General features: G+C 43.6%; 16 protein-coding genes. 10 read left to right on the top strand and 6 right to left on the bottom strand.

Annotation, left to right across the window (positions count from 1 at the left end):
- Positions 1 to 221 precede the first annotated feature (221 nt).
- The 8 genes from IH597_05110 (at position 222) to IH597_05075 (ending at position 9,156) form a co-directional block, all read left to right on the top strand.
- On the top strand, positions 222 to 884 hold the full coding sequence (locus tag IH597_05110) for a CBS domain-containing protein (protein MBE0661829.1): 663 nt from the start codon (positions 222 to 224) through the stop codon (positions 882 to 884).
- Positions 885 to 901: 17 nt separating this feature from the next.
- The gene (locus tag IH597_05105; protein ID MBE0661828.1) at positions 902 to 2,374 is read left to right on the top strand and encodes a hypothetical protein; all 1,473 of its coding nucleotides are present in this window, start codon (positions 902 to 904) and stop codon (positions 2,372 to 2,374) included.
- Positions 2,375 to 2,689: 315 nt separating this feature from the next.
- Positions 2,690 to 3,568, top strand: coding sequence for an NAD kinase (locus IH597_05100; protein MBE0661827.1), 879 nt, complete (start codon positions 2,690 to 2,692; stop codon positions 3,566 to 3,568).
- 61 nt (positions 3,569 to 3,629) lie between these two features.
- Positions 3,630 to 4,424: an outer membrane beta-barrel protein gene (locus IH597_05095; GenBank protein MBE0661826.1), complete on the top strand. Its 795-nt coding sequence runs from the start codon at positions 3,630 to 3,632 to the stop codon at positions 4,422 to 4,424.
- Positions 4,425 to 4,495: 71 nt separating this feature from the next.
- Positions 4,496 to 5,251, top strand: coding sequence for an isoprenyl transferase (locus IH597_05090; GenBank protein MBE0661825.1), 756 nt, complete (start codon positions 4,496 to 4,498; stop codon positions 5,249 to 5,251).
- On the top strand, positions 5,248 to 7,881 hold the full coding sequence (locus IH597_05085) for a BamA/TamA family outer membrane protein (GenBank protein ID MBE0661824.1): 2,634 nt from the start codon (positions 5,248 to 5,250) through the stop codon (positions 7,879 to 7,881). The genes IH597_05090 and IH597_05085 overlap by 4 nt, the downstream gene beginning before the upstream one ends.
- A 134-nt stretch (positions 7,882 to 8,015) precedes the next feature.
- Entirely contained in the window at positions 8,016 to 8,528 is a 513-nt protein-coding gene (locus tag IH597_05080) for an OmpH family outer membrane protein (protein MBE0661823.1), read from the top strand.
- A gap of 112 nt (positions 8,529 to 8,640) precedes the next feature.
- Entirely contained in the window at positions 8,641 to 9,156 is a 516-nt protein-coding gene (locus IH597_05075) for an OmpH family outer membrane protein (protein MBE0661822.1), read from the top strand.
- A 93-nt stretch (positions 9,157 to 9,249) separates the two neighbouring features.
- Here IH597_05075 and IH597_05070 read toward each other — a convergent pair whose 3' ends face one another.
- The 6 genes from IH597_05070 to IH597_05045 all read right to left on the bottom strand — a co-directional run bounded on the left by IH597_05070 (position 9,250) and on the right by IH597_05045 (position 20,086).
- On the bottom strand, positions 9,250 to 13,125 hold the full coding sequence (locus tag IH597_05070; GenBank protein MBE0661821.1) for an SBBP repeat-containing protein: 3,876 nt from the start codon (positions 13,123 to 13,125) through the stop codon (positions 9,250 to 9,252).
- Positions 13,126 to 13,340: 215 nt separating this feature from the next.
- The gene (locus tag IH597_05065; protein ID MBE0661820.1) at positions 13,341 to 14,021 is read right to left on the bottom strand and encodes a zinc metallopeptidase; all 681 of its coding nucleotides are present in this window, start codon (positions 14,019 to 14,021) and stop codon (positions 13,341 to 13,343) included.
- 401 nt (positions 14,022 to 14,422) lie between these two features.
- Entirely contained in the window at positions 14,423 to 14,935 is a 513-nt protein-coding gene (locus IH597_05060; protein MBE0661819.1) for a gamma carbonic anhydrase family protein, read from the bottom strand.
- Between the two features lie 259 nt (positions 14,936 to 15,194).
- Complete coding sequence (gene odhB / locus IH597_05055; GenBank protein MBE0661818.1) at positions 15,195 to 16,502, bottom strand: 2-oxoglutarate dehydrogenase complex dihydrolipoyllysine-residue succinyltransferase; 1,308 nt, start codon at positions 16,500 to 16,502, stop codon at positions 15,195 to 15,197.
- Between the two features lie 385 nt (positions 16,503 to 16,887).
- Positions 16,888 to 19,689: a 2-oxoglutarate dehydrogenase E1 component gene (locus IH597_05050; protein MBE0661817.1), complete on the bottom strand. Its 2,802-nt coding sequence runs from the start codon at positions 19,687 to 19,689 to the stop codon at positions 16,888 to 16,890.
- 229 nt (positions 19,690 to 19,918) lie between these two features.
- Positions 19,919 to 20,086, bottom strand: a complete 168-nt coding sequence (locus tag IH597_05045; GenBank protein MBE0661816.1) for a 4Fe-4S binding protein — start codon at positions 20,084 to 20,086, stop codon at positions 19,919 to 19,921.
- Positions 20,087 to 20,459: 373 nt separating this feature from the next.
- Between IH597_05045 and IH597_05040 the strand changes: the two genes are divergently transcribed.
- Entirely contained in the window at positions 20,460 to 22,310 is a 1,851-nt protein-coding gene (locus tag IH597_05040) for a 2-oxoacid:acceptor oxidoreductase subunit alpha (protein MBE0661815.1), read from the top strand.
- Positions 22,307 to 23,344 carry a 2-oxoacid:ferredoxin oxidoreductase subunit beta gene (locus IH597_05035; GenBank protein ID MBE0661814.1) on the top strand — a complete coding sequence of 346 codons (1,038 nt, stop codon included), beginning with the start codon at positions 22,307 to 22,309 and terminating at the stop codon, positions 23,342 to 23,344. Before IH597_05040 ends, IH597_05035 begins: the two co-directional genes overlap by 4 nt.
- The last annotated feature ends 219 nt before the right edge of the window (positions 23,345 to 23,563 follow it).

Below are 23,563 nucleotides of genomic sequence, written 5' to 3'. Positions count from 1 at the left end.
ACGGAGGCTGTCTCAAAACTTGGGAGTTTGCTTTTTTGTCATTTTGATCCGCCGCGGCGGAGAAGAATCTAGCATACAGACAAATGAGATCCTTCACTTCGTTCAGGATGACAAGATTTAACGTTTTGAGACATCCTCTCCGCCAGGAACAAAATATTGGTAGAAGGCTGCATGTGGTTCAAAAGTGTTAGGTTTGCATAATAAAACCCAAATACACCTCAATGATCGCCAAAGACCTGATTTCAGATGCCATTTTGCCGGTAAGACCGGACGACACTTTTATACAGGCCCTAAGCTGGATGGATGAGTTCAGGGTTGCACATTTGCCGGTGGTGGATGGTTCGGAATATATTGGCCTGCTTTCAGAAGATGACATCTATGGCAATAGCCACTTTGAGGAAGCCATCGGTTCGCATGCGTTAACCCTTCCAAAACCTTACGTTGACGAGCTTCGTCATGTTTTTGAAGTATTAAATTTGTTTTCCGAGCATAAACTCACCCTGCTTCCGGTGCTGGATGATAAAAACCAGTATGTTGGTGTGATAACATTAGAAGGGCTGATGCAAAGTTTTGCCTCAATAGCTTCGATTCAAAATCCAGGTTCAGTGATTGTGCTGGAGCGGAACTATACTGATTATTCCTTATCCGAGATCACCCAGATCATTGAATCAAACGATGCCACCATCCTCAGCATGTTTATCACCTCGGTTCCTGAAAGCACCCTGATGGAAATTTCCATTAAGATCAACCGCATGGAACTTGGCCCGATACTGCAAACCTTTAACCGTTACAACTATATTATTAAAGCCACTTACGGAGAAGCTTCCTATTACGACGACCTGAAAGACCGTTATGATCAACTGATGACTTATCTGAACGTTTGAACCGAACTTCCGTAATCATGCTGTTCAGTCTACGCTATCTCAGGGTAAATCCTGCAAATAATTTCCCCTTTTCAACCCTGCTCCTGTCGTTCATTATTGCTTTTAGTATCAATGCAGATGCTTTGAGTAATGAACCGCAAGAAACTCAGGAAGCGTCATATATTACTGTGGGAACCATCAGTCTGGTTGGAAATAAGATTACGCAACCGGGCATTATTTACCGCGAAATCTTATTCCGCAGCAATGATTCAATTTCTTCCGATAACTGGTCGGAATTCCTGATCCAAAGCAGGCAAAACCTGCTTAACACATCACTTTTCAATTTTGTTGAAATTGAAACATCAGTACGCGAAGGCAACGCAAATATTATTGATATCACTTTCCGCTTTGTTGAAAGATGGTATATATGGCCAATCCCTGTGGTTGAACTTGCCGACCGCAACTTCAATGAGTGGTGGGAAAGTCGGGATTTTTCGCGACTCAACTACGGCATCTTTCTGAACCACAATAATTTCCGCGGGCGTCGTGAATTGCTCCAGGCGCTTGTGCTGGCAGGTTACAGCCAGGCTTTTGCACTGAACTACCTTAAGCCCAATTTAAACAAGGCGCAAACGCTGGGCTTTGGACTGGGTTTTTCTTTTAGCCGCAGGCATGAACTCGCTTATGCCACCAGCAACGACCTGCTTGTATATTTTGATGACCCCAGAAAATATACCATGAGGGATTTTATTGTTAATGGCAGTTTGTTTTTTCGCCCCCAAATCCATCAAAGCCACAGTCTTTTACTGCAATTCAGTCAATTTCATTTTACTGATACAATTTACAGTCTAAATCCTGATTTTTATATTAACAACAATACATCGCCACGTTTCCTAAGCCTGGTGTATGAATTCCGCAGCGATCACCGCAACCTGAAATATTACCCTACCTCAGGTTATTACTACGACCTGGTAGTCTCAAAACACGGACTTGGAATTTTGCAGAACAGCAAGCTGAATGTTCTCAATGTGAGTTCAAGTTATAAACGTTACCTTCCATTACACGAGCGATGGTATCTGCTGACGGGTGCTACAGCAAAGCTCTCATTTTCTTCCGAACAACCTTATTTTATGAGCCGTTCACTCGGCTATATGTATGATTTTGTAAGGGGGTACGAGTATTATGTTGTGGATGGAACGCATGCAGGCCTCTTGAAAACAAATCTTAAATATCAAATCCTTAAGCCGGTTGTCATTCAATTGCCATTTATCAGGTCGGAAAAATTCAGCAAATTACATTTGTCACTTTTTCTGGGCATTCATTCCGACATTGGTTTTGTTTACGAACCCGGAAACGATAATTCTGCGAACCAGTTGCCCAACCGTTTGCTCTGGGGAAATGGAGTAGGTTTTGATGTGGTAACATACTATGATCGGGTCATGCGGATGGAATACTCTGTGAACCATTTCGGTGAATACGGTTTCTTCGTGCACTTCCTGGCGCCCATTTGAAAGTCCCAAATCCCAAGTCTCAAAATCAAAGACCCAAGAGACAAGAGACGAGAATCAAGAGAAAAGAGAAAAGAACCAAGACCCAAGTCCAAAATTCAAAATCCCAAGAAAAAAGTTGGCAGTTGGCAAATAACAGTTGGCAAAAACTGAAGTCCGCAATCCTGGTACTTAGTACAACACTCCATCACTGCATCACTGCAACCAATCAACCAATTGACCAGTTGACCAGTTGACCAATCGACAAATCACACAACAAAACAATTTTTCGTAATCTTGCACTATCAATCCCTTGCATACATTTAACCAAATAAGCGTATGAGAATAGCATTATACGGGAAATCAGCCGATAGCGAAGGCATCGCTTGCCTTAAACCATTGTTTGAAAGATTCAGCCATCACCAGATCAGCTACATAATTTACAAGCCTTTTTATGAAGTCTTGCGATCTGAGATTGATCTGGGTGACAATCCGGCACTTTTCACAAGCAAGGATGTGCTGAAGGATAAAGCTGACTTTCTCTTTTCAATCGGTGGCGACGGTACGCTGCTTGACACACTAACACTTGTGCGCGATTCAGGTATACCGGTTATGGGTATCAACCTGGGCAGAATGGGATTTTTATCAAGCATCTCAAAAAAAGATATTATTCCGGCTATTGATGCAATCGTCAGCGGTGAATATGTGCTGGATTCACGGGAATTGCTCAGCCTTGAAACTTCCGGAAATCTTTTTGGCGAACTGAACTTTGCATTGAATGAACTCACCATTAATAAGAAAGATACATCCTCCATGATTCTGATCCATGTTTATGTGGATGAGAAATTCCTGCATGCCTATTGGGCCGATGGACTGATCATTTCCACACCTACCGGATCAACCGCTTATTCATTATCATGCAATGGCCCAATCATCGCACCCGATGCTGCTAATTTCGTAATCACACCAATTGCCACACACAATTTAACCGTAAGGCCTGTCGTTATTCCCGATAAAAGCATTATCCGCATCAAGGTAGAGGGTCGTGAAAAAGAATATCTTGTGAGCCTTGATTCCCGCTCAGAGGTGATACATCCGGAAACTGAACTTCTGGTGCGCAAGGCCAACTTCCGCATCAACCTTCTTCAGATGAAAGATCAATACTTCTTTCGCACCATTCGCGAGAAGCTGAGCTGGGGTCAGGACATAAGGAACTGAATCAAACCCGTTACCCTTTGTTGTGAAGATAAAAGTGGTAATTTAGCGCCCTCAAAATAAAATGAAAAAATATCTTGTAGCACTGCTCCTTGCCAGCATTTTTTATGCATCAAATGCACAGAAAATTGAACTCGGGGCTTTTGGTGGGGTATCTTATTATATGGGAGATCTGAATCCTGATAAGCCTTTCGAACTTATACAACCAGCCTATGGTTTGGTTTACAGGTATAACTTTAATAACAGGGTTGCTGTGAAAGCCAACCTGTTAAGAGGACTGGTTATAGGCGACGATCTATTAACCAAATACCGTGAAGAAAGAGCCATCAATTTTGAATCCGACATTTATGAACTGTCAGTAATGATGGAGTTTAACTTTTTGGATTACTTTACCGGAAGCAGCCACAACTATGTTACTCCTTACATTTTCGGCGGAGTCGGAGCATTTATGTTCGATCCGCAGGCAACTTACGGTGGCACGCAATACAGCCTGCGCGAACTGCAAACCGAAGGCAACTCTTACTCACAGTTTGCTATGACGTTTCCATTTGGCATCGGATTAAAATATAGCCTTACCAGCAAAATTGGCCTGACATTAGAGTGGGGCATGCGAAAAACAACTACGGATTACCTCGATGATGTGAGCACAACCTATTCATCACAGGCATTGGGCATTGGTGCTGACCTGAACCCACAACCTGTTGCCCCTTTCGACCCATCAGGAAATTACACGGAAGGAATGCAGCGGGGAAATTCAAAAGATAATGATTGGTATAGTTTTGCCGGCCTGTCGGTGGTATTCAGGATTAACTTCAAGGGAAAGGCAAACTGCGATGAACCGGACAGGGTGCGGTTTTAACATTACTTAACAATATAAAACACGGTGTATTTGTATTTTATCCGTTATTTTGGATGACGGCAATTAGCAAGATGAGCCTAAAAGAAAAAATAAACCCCGACCAATTACCACAGCATATTGCCATCATCATGGATGGAAATGGCCGTTGGGCAAAAATGCGAGGAGAGCATCGGATTTTCGGGCATGAGCAAGGTGTAATATCAGTAAGGGAAACCGCTGAAGCTGCCGCCGAAATCGGAATTAAATATCTGACCCTGTATGCCTTTTCAACTGAAAACTGGAAACGCCCGGCTACCGAAATTGAAGCATTGATGCATTTGCTGGTTCAAACCATTAACCAGGAAACAAAAACGCTGTCAGACAATGATATAAGGCTTAAGGCAATTGGCGACCTGAATTCACTTGATAGTCGTTGCCGGGATGAATTACTGGAAGCAATTAAGAAAACATCCGGCAACAAAAGGATGGATCTTATGCTGGCGCTGAGTTACAGTGGTCGCTGGGAGCTTACAGAAACCTTTAAGCAACTGGCCCAGCAGATAAAAGATGGTGTTCTTAAACCATCCGATATCTGCCAGGAAACGATTGCCGCAAACCTGACTACGGCAGGCATTCCCGACCCTGAGCTGCTGATACGTACAAGCGGTGAGTACCGCATCAGTAATTTCCTGCTATGGCAAAGCGCTTACACCGAAATGTATTTTACAACAAAACTCTGGCCCGATTTCCGGAAAGACGACCTGTATGAAGCCATCATTGACTATCAAAACCGTGAGAGGCGGTTCGGGAAAGTGAGCGAACAACTTATAAAGTGTAAACAAAAATGAAATTGAGGTTAATTTGTTCTATCTGCCTGGTACTATCCTTTATTGGCCCTCCGGCAGCGTTATCACAGGTGTTGATCGGCTCTGAACTCCCTGAAATCAATTATACCAGGCCTGCAACCTATACAATAGGTGGAATCACAGTAAGCGGTGTTGAATATCTCGATCATGGTGTAATCATCGTGCTTTCCGGACTAAGCGTAGGCGATATAATCGAAGTTCCAAGCGACAGAATCCGCGATGCTATAGAAAAACTCTGGCTGCAGGGTTTGTTTGAAAATATTAGCATTACCGCAAGCCGGGTAGAAGGTGAGTTGATCTTCCTCAACCTTCACATGAAAGAAAGGCCGCGTTTGAGCAGGTTCAGCTTTCGTGGCGTAAGAAAAGCTGAAGCCGATGATATGCGCGACAAAATAAAACTGGTTCGCAATGATGTTGTAACAGACCATCTGATCATCAGAACCGAAAACATCATCAAAAATCATTTCAGCAGTAAAGGCTATATGAACACCGAAGTAGACATCACTTCTATTCCCGACACTGCTGCCATTCACCAAGTTGAACTTATCATCAACATTGATAAGAAAAGCCGCATCCGTATCGAAACCATCAACATTGATGGCAATCATGCATTATCAGATAAAAAGGCAAAACGGCAACTCAAAGATACCAAGGAGCGCGGGATAGTTAAGCCTTTCGACAGCATGGAACCGTTGATACGGAATGTTGGAAAATCTGCGCTGCGGCTCGATGTACAAGGCATTGGTCAAGCAATAGTAGACGCTTTCAGTGAAGATATCAGGCCCCGAATTCTAAAATCTTCCCGTTTGATCCAGGATGATTATGCTACCGATAAACGCAACCTGATCAGTAAATACAATGAGTTAGGCTATCGCGATGCACGGATCATCTCTGATTCCGTTTATCGAACCGGCAAAAATTTTGTAGCTATTGACTTAAAAATTGATGAAGGCCCGCAATACTATTTTGGCGATATCAGATGGATAGGCAATACCAAATACAGCACAGAAGTGCTTAGCACCGTTCTGGGTATCAATAAAGGGGATATCTACAACCAGAAAATACTTGAAACAAACCTGATGTATAATCCGCAAGGCCTTGACATCAGTTCCCTTTACCTCGACGACGGGTATTTATTTTTCCGTGTCACCCCAGTGGAAGTGCGGGTTGAAAACGATACCATTGACCTTGAAATGCGCCTTTTTGAGGGCAAGCAGGCAACCATCAATAATGTTTCGATTCAGGGCAACACAAGAACAAATGACCATGTTGTTATCCGTGAGTTGCGAACCAGGCCCGGCCAGCTATTCAACCGTACCGATATTATACGATCCACACGCGACCTGGCTCAATTAAAATATTTTGACGCCGAAAAAATAAACCCGGTTCCCATTCCCAACCCCGACGAAGGAACTGTTGATCTTATTTATGAAGTGGAAGAAACCTCCGCTGATCAAATCGAATTGTCGGGTGGCTGGGGCTATGGGCGTATCATTGGCACCCTGGGTTTATCGTTCAATAATTTTTCGACACGGAATTTATTCAAAGGCGATGCCTGGCGGCCAATTCCTGGCGGCGACGGGCAGAAACTCAGCCTGCGGATGCAATCCTTCGGCCGGGGTTACATAAGCTACAGCGCCTCATTTACTGAGCCATGGCTGGGTGGGAAAAAGCCCAACTCCCTTAGTGTTTCTTACTATCACTCAACTTTTACAACAGGTGTTGCAAAGAGCAATCCGCAGTTTGGATCGTTCAAACAGGATGGGTTCTCAGTGATGCTTGGAAAACGTTTACAATGGCCCGACGACTTTTTTGTGCTTATACAAACCATGTCCCTGCAACGCTATTCATTATTTAACTATGCCAATATTCTCCCCGTCGGTGGCGGTACCGGTGATTTTAACAGCATCAGCTACGGGGTAACATTTGGACGAAAATCAGTTGATCAGCCGATTTACCCGCGCGGAGGTTCCGATTTCACCGTTGCACTCACAGTCACACCGCCATATAGTCTTTTCAGCAATAAAAACTATGATGGAATGGCTGATAAAGACAAGTTTAAATGGCTTGAATATCATAAGTGGAACATCAACTCGTCATGGTTTCAGGCAATTGTTGGAGATCTGGTTCTTAGTGTGCGATCACGATACGGTTTTCTTGGGCATTACAACAACGATATTGGCACCATACCCTTCGAACGCTATTTCGTAGGTGGCGATGGCCTTTCGGGTTACAACAACTTCGACGGGCGCGAAATCATCGCCTTCCGTGGGTATAGCGACCAATCACTCACACCAGGCCGTTACAATAACGAGAATATCGGAGCCACTATATATAATAAGAACACCGTGGAGGTCAGATATCCTTTATCACTTAATCCAAGTGCAACGATTTATGTTCTGGGTTTTGCCGAAGCAGGCAACGCCTGGCGTAACTTCGGCGAGTTTAATCCTTTTGATCTCAAACGCTCGGCAGGTGTTGGGGTAAGGGTATTTTTGCCCATGTTCGGTTTGTTAGGCCTCGACTGGGGTTATGGGTTCGACCCAATACCCGGAATGCCATCAGCCAATAAAGGACAGTTCCATTTCTCGATCAACCAATCCATTGATTAGCTATGAAAACTAATAATTTTCAAATTTGGCAGGAAGTTTGCTTATGCGCTGTTGTCGAAAATATTTTTAACATCTAATTTTAGGAGAAATTTATCATGAAAGCATATTCTTTGTTAACCAACCAGAAATCCAACATGATCACATTGTTGGTTGCAGCTACCTTTATGGTTTTTGGGTTCACAAGCCAGGCACAGAAGTTCGCATACGTTGACACCAGTTATATCCTTGAAAACGTACCTGAGTATAATAGCGCTCAAACCCGTATTGATGCCTTAACCGTTGAGTACCAAAAAGAGATTGAGGCGAAGTTTGCTGAAATCGAAAGTCTTTACCGCACTTTCCAGAACGAAGTGATCTTGCTTCCCGAAGAAATGAAACGCAAGCGTGAGGAAGAGATCGTTACCAAGGAAAAGGAAGTAAAAGAATTGCAGCAAAAGCGGTTCGGACAAAGTGGTGATTTATTCAAAAAGCGCGAAGAACTCATCAAGCCTATCCAGGAAAAAATTTACACCGCCCTTGAGGAAGTGGCAGCTGCTGGCAATTATGCCATAATTTTTGATAAAGCCGGCAGTGTTTCTATGCTTTTCACCGATCCGCGATTCGACATCAGCGAAGAAGTGCTGGCTAAGATGGGATATGCTTTCTAAGAATTCTCAATCCGCCCGGTCAGATCGCTAAACAGGGTTTTTGAAATGTTATTAATTGTCTACTTTTGCAGTTTATTAATCAGAAAAACAAATATTTAATTTACGAATGAAAATGAAAAAAGGACTAATTTTTATTGCTTTAAGTGTGTTGGTTTTTACCACACTCAATGTTTCGGCTCAGTCGAAAGCCAAATTTGGCCATATTGATTTTGCTGTATTGTATGCCGCTATGCCGGGTCAGGACTCAATCAAAACGATTTTTGAACAATACACCAAAGACCTGCAGGATACTTTTGCCAGCATGACCAATGAGTATCAGACAAAACTCCAGGATTACCAAGCCAATATGGCCACTATGTCGAACCTGATCCGCCAGAATAAGGAACGCGAAATCATGGATATTCAAACCCGTATGGAAGATTTCCGCACACAAGCAGAACAGGATTTGCAACAAAAGGAGCTTGAACTGACAACACCGATCATTGATAAAGCCCGCCAGGCTGTAAGTGATGTAGCCAAAGAAAACGGTTACACCTACGTTTTCAATAGCTCAGAAGGACTGTTGCTTTATTCTGACCCAAGCGATGATATACTTCCGCTGGTAAAGAAAAAGTTAAACATTCAGTAGCCAACAAAAGAAATCATAAAAAACGAGGCTGCCTCATTGCGGGGCAGCCTCGTTTTGTTTTTGAATAGGTGTTTTTTTTGAATTGTTTTCGGTTCATAGTTTGATCATCTTCACACTGCCGGAAATATTTGAACCAGCAACCCGCAGATAATAAATGCCTCCTGGCAGATGTTGCATGTTAAGTTTAACGTCAAGGCTGCCGGAAATAATTTCCTGTGTGTGAAGAATACTGCCAAGCAGATCAAAAACTGTAATCGTTAAATCGGATTCGTAAACTGGTGCTTGGAAAACAAGTGTGAACAAACCATCGCCGGGATTGGGATAGATCATGAACCCAACTTTGCCTGCCAGATTTCCAATTCCTGATGGTTCATGAATTACAGTATTCGAGTGAATTTTTAAGCCATCTTTCATTAAACTACAATCTTCCGGCATATCAATTTCAACCATGTATTTTTTATAGCCTGTTGGTGGGGCAACATCGGTAAACGACAGGTTTGTTGATGGAACCAACCCAATTTGCTGATAAGGACTGTTATCGATGCTTCGCATAATATAATGGGTAGGATAGTTAAATCCCTCATAGGGCGTCCATAAAAGGTTGATCTCATTATTCACACCCACATTCATTGATAAATGTATGGATTTATGCAACGAGCTTAAACCCGATTCTTCCTGACATGAATCAACCACGGCCAGTTTGTAGCGGTAACTTTGTTGTGCAGGATTTGCTAATGTATCTGTAAACACAGAAGGCTCAGAGAAAAGCGTGGAGCCAATCATTTCATAAACACCGCTTGCGCTGCCTTCCCGGTAAATATTATATGCTATGGTTCGCACATTCTCAGTCTTTTCCCAGAGAATGGTGTTGTTACCGGTTTCCGGATTTACCGTAACCGCGCAAATCAGCTCCCCATCGTAAGGCCGGATGTAGTCAATGCTGAAGCTAATAGTTTCTTCGCACCCATTTGAATCAATAATAGTTACGGTATTTTCCCCAATCGGCAAAGTAACAGCCATATCACCGGTTTCGCTGTTGCTCCAGGCAAAAGTATAAGGCGGAGTTCCTTCCGAACCTTCAACAATTGCAACACCGTCAAGACTGTTTGCACAACTTGCAGCTTGGGTGCTTACTATTTCCGGAACGGGAACCGGGACATGCCCGATGCTGAAGCTGATAGTTTCTTCACACCCGTTGGCATCAGTTACAACTACAAAATGATTACCAACAGCGAGTGCAACAGCCGTATCTCCGGTTTCACCATTGCTCCAGGAAAATTGATAAGGCGGGGTTCCGCCTGTGCTTGTGGCAATGGCCGACCCATTCTGGCTACCAATACAACTTGTTGGCTGAATATTTACTATTTCAGGAACCGGGGCTGGTATGTGTCCAATTGTAAAACTGATACTATCCATGCAACCATTATTGTCCGTTACGACTACAAAATGCTCACCGACCTCCAGGCTTTGGGCTGAATTTCCGTACTCACCATTACTCCACTCAAAAGAATATGGAGGTGTTCCACCTGATGTAATAGCAATTGCAGTTCCATCTGCCGAATTAGAGCAACTTGCCGGGCCTGTAACAATGGTGTCGAAAACGAGTAACAATGGTTCCTCAATCACAATGCTTTCTGTTGCGGTGCAACCGATGGAGTCGGTTACTGTTACCGTATAAGTGCCGGCAGCAAGGTTTAGTGCAATGGCGCTTGTCTGTCCATCGCTCCATACATACGTGTAGGGTGGAATTCCACCTGCAGGAATTGATTGAGCCTGGGCATCAACACCACCTTTACAGCTAACATGGTTAATCACACTTACATTGCATACAGTTTGGCAATTAACCGGCATTATTGATGTAATAAATATATCCCAAGAGCCTCCACCAAATGTTTGCTGGTATGCACCATTGGTTATATGATACCCCGGACCCGTTATTCCGGCTACAATGATATTATCATCCGCATCTACTTTAACATCACGGCCTGACGTGGATGAAAATGAATAGTTTGACAGCAGGGCTGAATAAAACAACTCAGATCCGTTATTTGAAAGTTTACTGACAAATACGGCTTCATAAAATCCATCATTACCTATAAATTGATCTGTGGTTACGGGAAAATCATAAGAGCCTGTGTGGCCAGTGACTATAACATTGTCATTGTCGTCAAGCTCCATTCCAAATAATTGTTCTATTCCATTTCCACTTAGAACAGTTCCCCAAACCATTTGGGTACAACTGGAATTAAGCCTGATAATAAATGCGTCATGCCCATTTCCTACAGGTTGAAACGATCCTGGTGAAGTTGGGAAGTTGGTGGACCAGGTGAAACCACCAACGACGATGTCTCCGTTGGATGCAATTCTAATTGTTCGGCCATAATCCGTACTACTTCCTGTTAGATAGGTTGAATAGAGTACGGCAGTTGCAGTTGGATTGACAACCAGGGCAAAAGCAGGCCAATAGGCTGGACTTGGTAATGTTTGGAATGCACCAGGTGTGATTGGAAAGTGTCCTCCTGCAGATACACTTCCTGTCAGATAAGCATTACCAAGCGCATCAATAGAAATATCTTGGCCTTCAGCTTCGGCAAATATTGCACTATAAATAAGACCTGTGCCTGTGGGGTTTAGCTTGGCTACGAATAAAGTGCCATATTGATAATGAATTGTTCCAGGTGTGGTTGGAAAACCAGAATATGATAATGAACCTCCGGTTATATAAGCATTTCCGGTTTGATCAACAACAATAGCCTTACCGTAGTCATTTCCATTTCCGCCTAAATAAGTTGAATAGGTTAAGGATGTTCCTGTTGCACTCATCCGGGTTACGAACGCAGATGAACCTCCAGGATTCGTTGTCTGGAAAGCTTGATTTGTGACAGGAAAATCGGATGATTGTGTAGATCCGGTAATAAATATACTTTCATCTTGTCCCAATACCATTTTGGGGTGTTCCTCACGCTGACCTCCACCAAGAAAAGTTGAAAAAATCAACATTGACCCTGTGTGATCCAACTTCGAAATAAAAATATCAAAGTCGTCATTTTTTTCCGTTTGGTAAGCTCCTGCTGTTGCAGGGAAATTAGTTGAAATGGTTTGTCCAGCAATAATTATAGAACCATCCTGAGTCAAAGCAATTGAAGGATAAGCATCCAATGCATTCCCTCCCAAATACGTCGAAAACACCAGCGGGTCAATTACCAGGTCTTTGTCAGGGTCATAATTTTCTGCTACGACTCCAAGTGTGCCATCGGTGTTCTTTAGAAAATGACAGGTGACTTCTTTTTCTGCACCATTGATAAACTGGTAGGCGTAGAGTTGGCCGTGGATGACTTCGCCCAGGCTGGTTTCAATTATTAGTTCGCCGTTTTCGTTGATTTTCAAAGCGGCCGGGCCTTCGAGGCTGAATCGTATCTGGTTGATATCCGCCCCGGCTTTCACATGAAAATCATAGCGCAACAAACCGCCATCAAAGTAATATTTAACATTGATGCCTTCATAAACCTCATGGATTTCAATTTGTCCGTAAAGCGGCACATAGCTGGCCCATTTTTCCGGATCATTGCCTTTGAAATAATTATAGTAACCCGGCTGTTTGTCAATTCCGGCGCTTGCGGCGTTTTGGTCAGCGCCCTCAAGGTTCATTTTCACAACATGCCCCTTAATTGTGGTGTTCTCCATTTCGGCCATTCGCTTTTCGTGGACAGGCAAATTCAGTAAATCGGAGGGTTCGTAATTGCGTTCAATAATAAAGTGATCGTAAACAACTCCATTGTTTGTGATCCAGGCGTTCATTCCCGCAATTTTTGTCAGGAAACGAACCTCATCAGGCCATTGGCCTTTGTTTTCAATAAAAAACTGATTGTTCGATCCATTAGTTTCACCAGCATTGGTTGGAATATTTCCAAAAGCGATGAAGGCAACAATGAAAGTTGTAAAAGCGAGGGATAGGTTTTTGTGTTTCATCGTGAATAGGTTTGATGGGTAATACAATAACACGATTGGAATGTCGAACAAATATATATAACATTGTTGAAAAATCTATCAACATCTTAAAATTTAATCCTAAGCATGATTTAAAATGGCAATGAGGCTATTTCTGGTTTAGAAATAGCCTCATTGTTATCAATGTCTAGGTTCTCTCAATTAAGAACCTCAAACTTTTTTTAGTTACACGATCATTAATCCCTTCTTCCCATAAAAATCATGATGTAATACAGCAAAGTCGCCAGTGAAGCCAGTGCAGCCACTACATATGTGTAAGCTGCCCAGCGTAAAGCTTCCTGTGCCTTGGGATGGGTTTCGCGGTTGGTAACACCGGTGCTGCTTAACCAAACAAGGGCGCGGCGACTGGCATCAATTTCAACCGGAAGTGTGATAAAGCTAAAGAGTGTTGTCAATGCAAATAAAACGATACCTGCCAGTAAAATTCCTGGCATGGTTTGAACCAGTAAAATGCCTGCCAGTAAAACCCATTGTACCCATTTTGAAGTAATGCTTACAACCGGAACAAGTTGAGAGCGCATCTGCAACCACGCATAGGCGCGGTCGTGCTGCACGGCATGGCCACATTCGTGTGCTGCAACCGCAGCTGCTGCAACACTGCGACCATTGTATACCTCGGGACTTAAATTCACGGTTCGGTTCGCAGGATTGTAGTGATCAGATAACTTGCCGGGAACCGAAACCACGTTCACACCTTCAACATTGCTTTCGCGGAGCATGCGCTCGGCAATTTCTTTACCGCTAAGCCCAAAGTTGATAGGTATTTTAGAAAAGGCAGTGAATTTTGATTTTAACCGCTGTCCGATGAGCCAGCTCAAAATCATGAAACCAATAAATATAATCCAGATTATGGGCATTTTTCTTTAAGTATTAAGTGAGATGTTCAATTAATCAAACCATTTGCCAAATTTGCTTTCACCGTAATCAACGCCAAATTGACACAATTAGTTTATCCGCTGAAGTTTTGTGATGCTGTGTTGCAGTAGTGCTGTGATGCAGTGATGCAGTGATACTGTTTGGAATAATGGAGTAATGGAGTTGTGGAGTTGTGGAATTGTGGAATTATTAATTCAAAATTCAAGATTTAAGATTCGTAAATCAACAAACGACAGCTTTTTTGAATTTGGAATTTGGGCTTTGATCTTTGAGTTTGGGTCTTGGCTCTTGATTCTTGGATCTTGGCTCTTTGAATTTGTGACTTGTCTCTTGGTTCTTGGTTCTTGGCTCTTTGAATTTGGGGCTTTGAACTTAAAACTTCCTACCTGTACCATCCCGCATACATCACATAACTCTTTGCGATTCGCTGCACCTGGCCTTCAAGAAGGTTTTTGTCAATGTCTTTGATTTTTTTAGCCGGAATGCCGGCATAAACACTGCCACTTTTTACAATGGTATTTTCGAGCACAATAGCCCCGGCAGCGATCATCGAATTGCTTTCAATCACGGCATTGTCCATGATGATGGCGCCCATACCAATCAACACATTGTCATGAATGGTGCAGCCGTGTACGATAGCCTTGTGTGCAATGGAAACATTGTTACCAATATTTACCGGCGCTTTCTGGTAGGTACAATGTATGATAGCACCATCCTGGATGTTCACCATGTTGCCAATTTTTATATAATGAACATCGCCGCGAACCACGGCATTGAACCAAACGCTGCAGTCATCTCCCATGATGACTTCACCAACAACGGTAGCATTATCGGCAAGGAAGCAGTTGTTGCCAAAAGCAGGCGTGAAGCCACGGACGGATTTGATTAGTGCCATATATTTTGTGCTGATGTGATGCAGTAATACTGTGATACAGTAGCTGAGTCTGCAATCATTTATTTATTCTAGCGTAATATTGAATCTGCCCCGAAAAAGTATTATTTTTAAGATTGTCTGAAATATATGTTCATATGATATCAGTGAATACTAGCATTTTGGATTGAATTATTCGTTCATTCGTGGCTAACGAACACCTTTCGCTGCGGACTCAATCTTGAATCATGAATGTGGAATTTTGAATCCTGTTTAAATAATTTTATAGGTTCAAAAGTTGTTTTTCCGGATCATTCCCCTCAAATAACATCTTCACCGGGTCCTCAATCATTTCTTTTACTTTTACCAGGAAGCCGACGGATTCGCGGCCATCAATCACACGGTGATCGTAGGAAAGGGCAACGTACATAATCGGGTGGATTTCAACTTTTCCGTTTACGGCAACAGGCCGCTCCACGATATTATGCATGCCAAGGATCGCACTTTGAGGAGGGTTGAGAATGGGCGTTGAAAGCATAGAGCCAAAAACCCCGCCGTTAGTAATTGTAAAGGTTCCTCCGGTCATCTCCTCTAGCGTGATTTTATTATCCCTTGCTTTGGCAGCCAGTTCCTTGATGTTTTTTTCAATCTGATCAAGTGTGAGGCTTTCGGCGTTACGGATCACAGGAACAACAAGTCCTTTTGGAGCGCTCACGGCTATGCCAATGTCAACGTATTTATGATAAACCATTTCATCGCCATCAATCATGCCGTTTACCTGCGGGAAATGCTTCAACGCCTCGGCCACAGCCTTTACAAAGAAAGTGACAAAGCCAAAACTGAAACCATATTTTTCCTTAAGCGCAGGACCGTATTTATCGCGCATGGCCATTACCTTGCTCATGTTCACCTCATTGAAAGTTGTGAGCATGGCGGTTTCCTGTTTTACGGCCACCAGGCGTTTGGCAAGTTTTAACCTCAGGGTGCTCATCTTTTTGCGTTCAACATCTCTTGACCCAGGTTTCACTGTGCTGCTTTCTTTTGCCGGCGATGATTTCCTAGCTCCAATATATTCTTCAACATCTGATTTTGAAATGCGAAGATTTAGAAAGTGGTTTGCAACTTCATCGGCTTCGAGCTTGTTTTCCTGCATGAGCTTGCGGGCCAGCGGAGAAATATTTACCTGGATATTTTCTGGCAGTGAAGACTTTTCAGCGCCTGATGTTTTTGAATCAGCTGGTTTTGCTTTCTCATGAATTGGTTCGGCCTCAACAGGCTTTTGTTCAGGTTTTTCTTCTTTGGTGTTATTCTCTGTTTTCGTATTTTCCTTTGGTTTCGAACCTTTTTCAGGCACAGCCGAAGTGTCTATTCTGGCAATCACAGCGCCCACCTCCACCGATTCGCCGGCCTGAACCTCAATGCTGATTACACCACTCTCAGGAGCATTGATAGTGAGTGTAGCTTTGTCGGAATCTATCTCAGCAATATCGGTATCTCTTTCAACGAAAGCGCCATTGCTAACAAGCCATGAAGCCAGTTGCACCTCAGAAATTGATTCGCCCGGACTGGGAACTTTAATCTCAATAATCATCAGATTAATATTTTTACTCTATAGTTATTACGAACACGTTTCTTTCTCAAGGCTCAGATGTTGGAGTAATGGAGTGATGGAGTGTTGAACTACATAGAATCATTACTCCACTATTCCTGGCTTCGACTAGCAGCCACCGAATCCCAAATTCCAAGTCCTAAATTCCAAGCCCCAAATTCCAAAAATCAAAATCCAAAGTTCAAACAAATCTTAAATCTGTAATTTTGAATCAATAATTACAATACTCCACCAACCTATTACTTCTGGCTTCGAAAAGCTCAGCCTCTAGAACCCATTACTCCAACACTCCATTACTCCATTAAACTACCACTCCACTAATTAACCACTCAACCCATTAACCATCCACACATTCAAACAAACAAAGCTACTCTTTTTCTGCCACCGTCATCGCCGGCCTCCACTCTTTGGGAGCACAAATCATTTTGCAGACAGCGCCCGAACGTGGACAATTACACTCACCAAAGGCTTTTTCAATGATCTTGCGTTGCCTGAGATTATGCAAATGTATTGAACCCGTTGCGGGACTTCCACTTTCAGGCCGTGCAGCAACAATCAGGTTGTAGCCCGGCAGGCGTCGTGAAATAAAACTCCAGGCTCCCATATTCACTGGTTCTTCCTGAACCCAGATGTAAGTCTCAGCTAAAAGATGCTTTGAAAGAATTTCCTGAATCTGCTTTTCAGGGAAAGGGTAAAGTTGCTCCAACCTGATGATAGCGGTATCCCATCGTTCCATTTTTTCGCGTTCTTCAACAAGCTCATAATAAACTTTTCCAGAACACAACACCACGCGCCTCACCTTTCCGGGATCGGCCTGTTCATCATCAATCACCTCCTTAAACCCACCCTGGGTAAAGTCTTCCAATGTTGAAACACATTTCGGATGCCTGAGCAAGCTCTTAGGCGTGAACACAACCAGGGGTTTCCTGATTTCACGGTGCAACTGCCTTCGCAGCAAATGGAAAAAGTTGGCCGGCGTTGTGCAGTTTGCTACCTGCATATTATAATCTGCACAGAGGGTTAGGAAGCGTTCCATGCGGGCGCTGCTGTGCTCAGGGCCTTGTCCTTCATAGCCATGAGGCAGCAGCATGACCAGATCGTTCATTACCATCCACTTTTCCTCTGCGCTGCTGATATACTGATCAATAATTATCTGAGCACCATTGTTAAAATCACCAAACTGCGCTTCCCAGATGGTAAGCGTATTGGGTGAAGCAAGCGCATAACCATATTCAAAGCCAAGCACACCATATTCTGACAGCGGCGAATTAAAAACATCAAACCTGGCCTGGTTCGCACTGATGTTATTTAGAGGAACATATCTTTCTTCCGATCCCTCAATAGTGAGCACCGAATGACGATGCGAAAAAGTGCCACGCTGGGTGTCCTGTCCACTAAGCCTTACGGGATAACCTTCGTCAAGCAAGGTTCCGTAGGCAAGCAACTCGCCCATAGCCCAGTCAAGGCTACCATCTTTTTCAAGCATAGCCCGCCGCTCATCCAACAACTTTATGATCTTGCGGTAAAATTCTTTGTCGGGGGGTTTTTCGGTGATTTTTTTTCCGATCCTCAGTAAAGTCTCCTTTGTAACAGCCGTTTCAGGGCTGTAACTGAAATCTTCAAGTGTTGACTTTCTAATGCCGGTCCAGAGGTGTTCGTAAAACAAATATAATTTTGATTTCTGTGCACTCTGCGATGCCGCCAGTTCTTTTTCAAGTAACTCATTGAATTCGTGCTCCACTTCAAGGGCTTCTTCTTTGGTGATCACACCTTCATTGATGAGTTTTTCTGAATAAATGCTATATGGATCGGGGTGTTTCTCAATAATTTTGTAAAGAATGGGCTGTGTGAACCTGGGTTCGTCACCTTCGTTATGCCCGTATTTCCGGTAACAAAGCAGATCAATAAAAACATCTTTATGGAACCTTGCCCTGAACTCCATCGCCATCCGGACCGTATAGGCCAATGCCTCAACATCATCGCCGTTGACATGAAAAACAGGTGATTGAGTTGTTTTGGCTACATCGGTGCAATAGGTGCTGGTTCTTGCATCAAGGTAATTGGTTGTAAAACCGATTTGATTATTGATTACAAGATGAATGGTTCCTCCGGTTTTATAGCCCTGCAAACCTGACATTTGCAGTAATTCATAAACAATTCCCTGCCCGGCAATGGATGCATCGCCATGAATGAGAATTGGAATGATTTTGCTTTGATCGCCATTGTATTCGGTATCAATGCGCGAACGCACTATGCCTTCCACCACGGGATTTACGGCTTCGAGATGAGAAGGATTTGGACAAAGTGATAACATGCTCTTGTTACCGTTGCCACTTTCGAAGGTGGATGTGAAACCCAGATGGTATTTTACATCGCCCAACACCGATTCATCTTCAAATTGCTTGTTGAGGAACTCATTGAAAACGTCCTGATAGGATTTCTGCATGACATTGGTCAATACATTCAACCGTCCGCGATGCGCCATTCCCAAAACAAATTCCTGTATGCCCATTTCCGAACCATACTCTATTACGGCATGAAGGGCCGGAATAAGTGATTCGGCGCCTTCGAGCGAAAATCTCTTTTGGCCTGTAAATTTGCGGTGGATGAATTTCTCGAAAAATACCGCCCTGGCCAGTTTGCGCAACATGGTTTTTTTCACCTCAACACTGAATTTGGGTGTATTGCGTGAGGTTTCCATTTTATTTCTCAGCCACTCAAAAATTTCCTTGGTGCGGATGAAAAAGAATTCGGCGCCAATGGATTGGCAATATGTATGCTGCAGGTGGGCAATTATCTCTCGTAAACTTGCTTTTCCGATGCCAATCTCGCTGCCAGCCTCAAACATCGTGTCCAGATCGGTTTCGGCAAGGCCAAAGTTTTCAATATCCAGGTTTGGGGAATACTGGCGGCGTTGGCGAACCGGGTTCGTTTTAGTAAAAAGGTGACCCCGTTGCCGGTAATTATTTATGAGATTAATTACTTTAAACTCTTTGGGTAAAAGATAGCTTTCGGGTTGAGGTTCAGAATATGATTTGCGTGCGAACTCAAAGCCTTCGAAAAACCTTTGCCAGCCTTCATCAACGGAAGCTGGGTCTTTCAGGAATTGCTCAAATAATTGCTCAATGGCGCTGGGTTCGGCATTCGACAAATAGGAGTGTTTTTCCATAGTTATGGGTCTACCCGTTTATAAGTCAAATAGTTCTTTTATTCGTTTTTGATTGCTGATCGGAAATCCGACCAATTATAAAATTCAGCATTTACAAAGATAAACGCTTTTGTATTAAGCTTTGTTAACGCAAGCTAAACAAAGAACGTCAATAAAAGGTTCTGAAAGCCCAATAAAAAAGCCCACCGTCAAAGATGGGCTCATATGTTGTGGTATTCAACCGGGAATGCTATTCCGGGTGTATTGCTTCCACCGGGCAAACATCGGCGCAGGCACCACAGTCGGTGCAGATATCCGGATCAATAACGTAGATATCGCCTTCAGAAATTGCATCAACCGGACATTCGTCTATACATGTTCCACATGCTGTGCAGTCATCATTAATTACGTAAGCCATAGCTGTTGTTTTTTTTTCGTTTGAAATAATAAATTCGACTGCAAATATAGCATTAAATGTTATGGTAAAATGGCTTTTTGTATTTTAGAACCGTTATAAATTATGCCTGTTCCAAGCTTTTGAAATTCACAATCAGCCTTTTCTGAACCTATGGTTGAAACCGCAAGACCGGCATTGCCAAAACCGCTTCAACACAAGGTTCGGAGTAGGTGGCATTTTAAAATCACGAAAATGTTCCCCTGAAAATCAGTTGCTGTGGTTGCTGAACACTGCTCCAACGACAGCGTCAGGACATTGAAAAAATGTATGCCTTTGCCCCTAGCTGAACAAATAAAACAAGTACTTTTGCACGAAACTAATTCAGCCATTAACTATGAGCAATACCAAGGTTAAAAACATAATCCGCAGAGATGATGTAGTTATAAAATTCGCCGGTGACTCCGGCGATGGTATGCAGCTAACCGGCACCTTGTTTTCGGAAGCAGCCGCTATTGCCGGAAAAGACCTGGCAACATTTCCGGATTATCCCGCCGAGATCCGCGCGCCCCACAATACTGTTGCAGGTGTTTCAGGATTCCAGGTGCATATCGGTCATAAAAAAATTCATACCTCCGGCGATTTATGCGATGTGATTGTTGCCATGAACCCAGCCTCGTTGCGGGCCAACCTGAAATGGGCAAAAAAAGGCGCCACCATCATTGTTGATAAAGATGCCTTCGAAGAAAAAGCTATTGAAAAAGCAGGCTATAAAAGCAATCCGCTCGATGATGGCAGCCTCGAAGTTTTTCACCTTGTTGATGCACCCATCTCAACACTTACAAAGGAAAGCATTAAGGAACTGGGGCTGGGATCAAAAATTGCGGATAAAAGCCGGAACATGTTTGCACTTGGAATGATGTTGTTCATTTTTGACATTGGGTTCGACAGCACTTATTCATTTCTGAAGAAGAAATTTAAGGCCAGCCCCGATATTATTGAAGCCAACGAAAGAGTGTTGCGCGCCGGTTACAATTATGCCGAAACCATTGAAATTGTTGAATCCAAAATTGATGTTCCTGCCGCCGAGCTGCCCAAGGGCCGCTACCGCAATATTACCGGAAACGTTGCTACATCCTGGGGTTTTCTTGCTGCATCCGAACGTTCGGGAAGACCATTGTTTTTGGGTTCGTACCCCATTACACCCGCCACCGAGATCCTGATGGACCTTGCCAAGCATAAATATCTTGGTGCAAGGGTTTTCCAGGCCGAAGACGAAATTGCCGGAATTTGCTCTGCCATCGGCGCCGCCTATGCCGGTTCACTAGCTATTACAACTACTTCCGGACCCGGTTTATCATTGAAAAGTGAAGCCATGGGGCTGGCAGTAATGACTGAATTGCCTCTTGTGATCGTGAACGTTCAACGCGGAGGGCCATCCACAGGGCTGCCGACCAAATCAGAACAATCCGATTTGCTGCAGGCTTTGTATGGCCGCAACGGGGAATGCCCGATGATTGTTCTTGCTGCATCTTCATCATCCAATTGCTTTGATTATGCCTTTATGGCCGCTAAACTGGCCATGGAACATATGACCCCTGTATTGCTGCTTACTGATGGAAACCTGGGTAACGGTTCGCAACTTTTTAAAATACCAAAAGTGGCCGACCTGCCTGAAATAAACCCTCCTATTGCCGAACCCAACACGGCTTTCAAGCCTTACGAACGCAACCCGGTTACCCTGGCTCGCAAATGGGCTTTGCCCGGAACAGAAGGTTTGCGCCACAGGATTGGCGGACTTGAAAAAGAAAACATTCACGGTAATGTAACTACCGATCCGCTGAATCATGAATTGATGATTAAGCTCAGGCAGGAAAAAGTTGACAAGGTTGCTGATTATATTCCCGAACAAACAATTACCGGCGATCCCAGCGGCGATTTGCTCGTTGTAAGCTGGGGAAGCACGGCAGGCTCCATGTTGACCGCGGTTCAGGAAATGAGAGAAGAAGGCGCTAATATAAGCCATGCCCATTTCCACTATATCATGCCATTGCCTAAAAACACTGCCGATGTTTTCAAGGGTTTCAAAAAGATTGTTGTTTGTGAGCAAAATATGGGACAGTTTGCAGGTTATCTCAGAATGCAACATCCGCAATTTACCTATCAGCTATTCAATAAGGTGCAGTGCCTGCCATTCATGGTTCACGAACTAAAAGAAAAATTCACTCAAATTCTGGAGGAAAAATGAAAATCGAAAATACAACCGTTAAAAGAACCGATGTCCCGCTGAGTAAGGAAGATTTTGTCAGCGACCAGATGGTAAAATGGTGTCCCGGTTGCGGAGCCCATGCCATCCTTGCCGCAGTAGCCAATGTTTTTCCGAAGATCGGATACCGCAAGGAGAACTTTATGTTCGTTTCCGGAATCGGCTGTTCCTCCAGGTTTCCTTATTATCTGAACACCTACGGATTTCATGGCATTCATGGAAGGGCTTTGCCCATTGCTACCGGAATTAAAATCGCCAATCCTCACCTGAGCGTTTGGGTCGCAACCGGCGACGGCGATTCCATGGCCATCGGCGGAAACCATTTCATCCACGCCATACGCCGCAACATTGACATCAATGTCCTGCTTTTCAATAATGAAATCTATGGGTTGACCAAGGGTCAATATTCACCTACCACGCCCATGGGTTCAAAAACGAAAACTTCACCGTACGGAACCATTGAGCATCCGTTTAACCCCGGCGAACTGGTACTTGGCGCCCAGGGAACTTTTTTTGCCCGCGCTGCCGATAACAACCTGAAGATGTTAACCGAAGTCATGTTTGAAGCTGCACGCCATGATGGAACTTCTATTGTTGAGATCATGCAAAATTGTATCATTTTCAACGATAAGGCTTTCGAGCAGGTAACTGCAAGAGATATGCGCGATGATCAACAGATTTTCCTTCGTAACGGCGAGCCCCTGATCTTCGGAACAAACAAAGACAAAGGCATCCGTTTGAACGGTGTTAAACTGGAAGTAGTTAAGCTGGGTGAAAATGGCGTTACTGAAAATGATCTGCTGGTTCATGATCAATATGAAAAAGACCCCACGCTGCACCTGATGCTTGCGAAAATGAAACCGCCATATTATCCTGTAGCCATGGGTGTGATCCGATCGGCTGTTTTTGCAACCTATGATGACCTGGTTGTTGAGCAGAACGAGTATGCCAAGGCAAACTCCCCAATTAAAAATGTTGACGCCCTGCTGAGCAGCGGCGATACCTGGGAGATTTAGTTTGCACTTGCCCATTCCTGGGTTTCTTCTGATTTACGAGTTTGGATTGCAAACCTGCCGGCGAGGCAGGTTTTTGCTTTTGCCAGGACGGGCACTGACTATAATGAGTAAGCGGCTGTTAAGCTATTATTGTCTGCTTTTAACTATGCTAATTTTTTGGAAACTAATTGGAGTGTTTCGATTTTTAATTGCGCTTGACCTAAACAAAATGGTAGTAAA

It is taken from the genome of Bacteroidales bacterium, from assembly GCA_014860575.1.
Taxonomy (GTDB): Bacteria; Bacteroidota; Bacteroidia; order Bacteroidales; family JAAYJT01; genus JAAYJT01.
The sequence above is the reverse complement of the archived record's forward strand: the minus strand, read 5'-3'. Positions and strand labels throughout refer to the sequence as shown.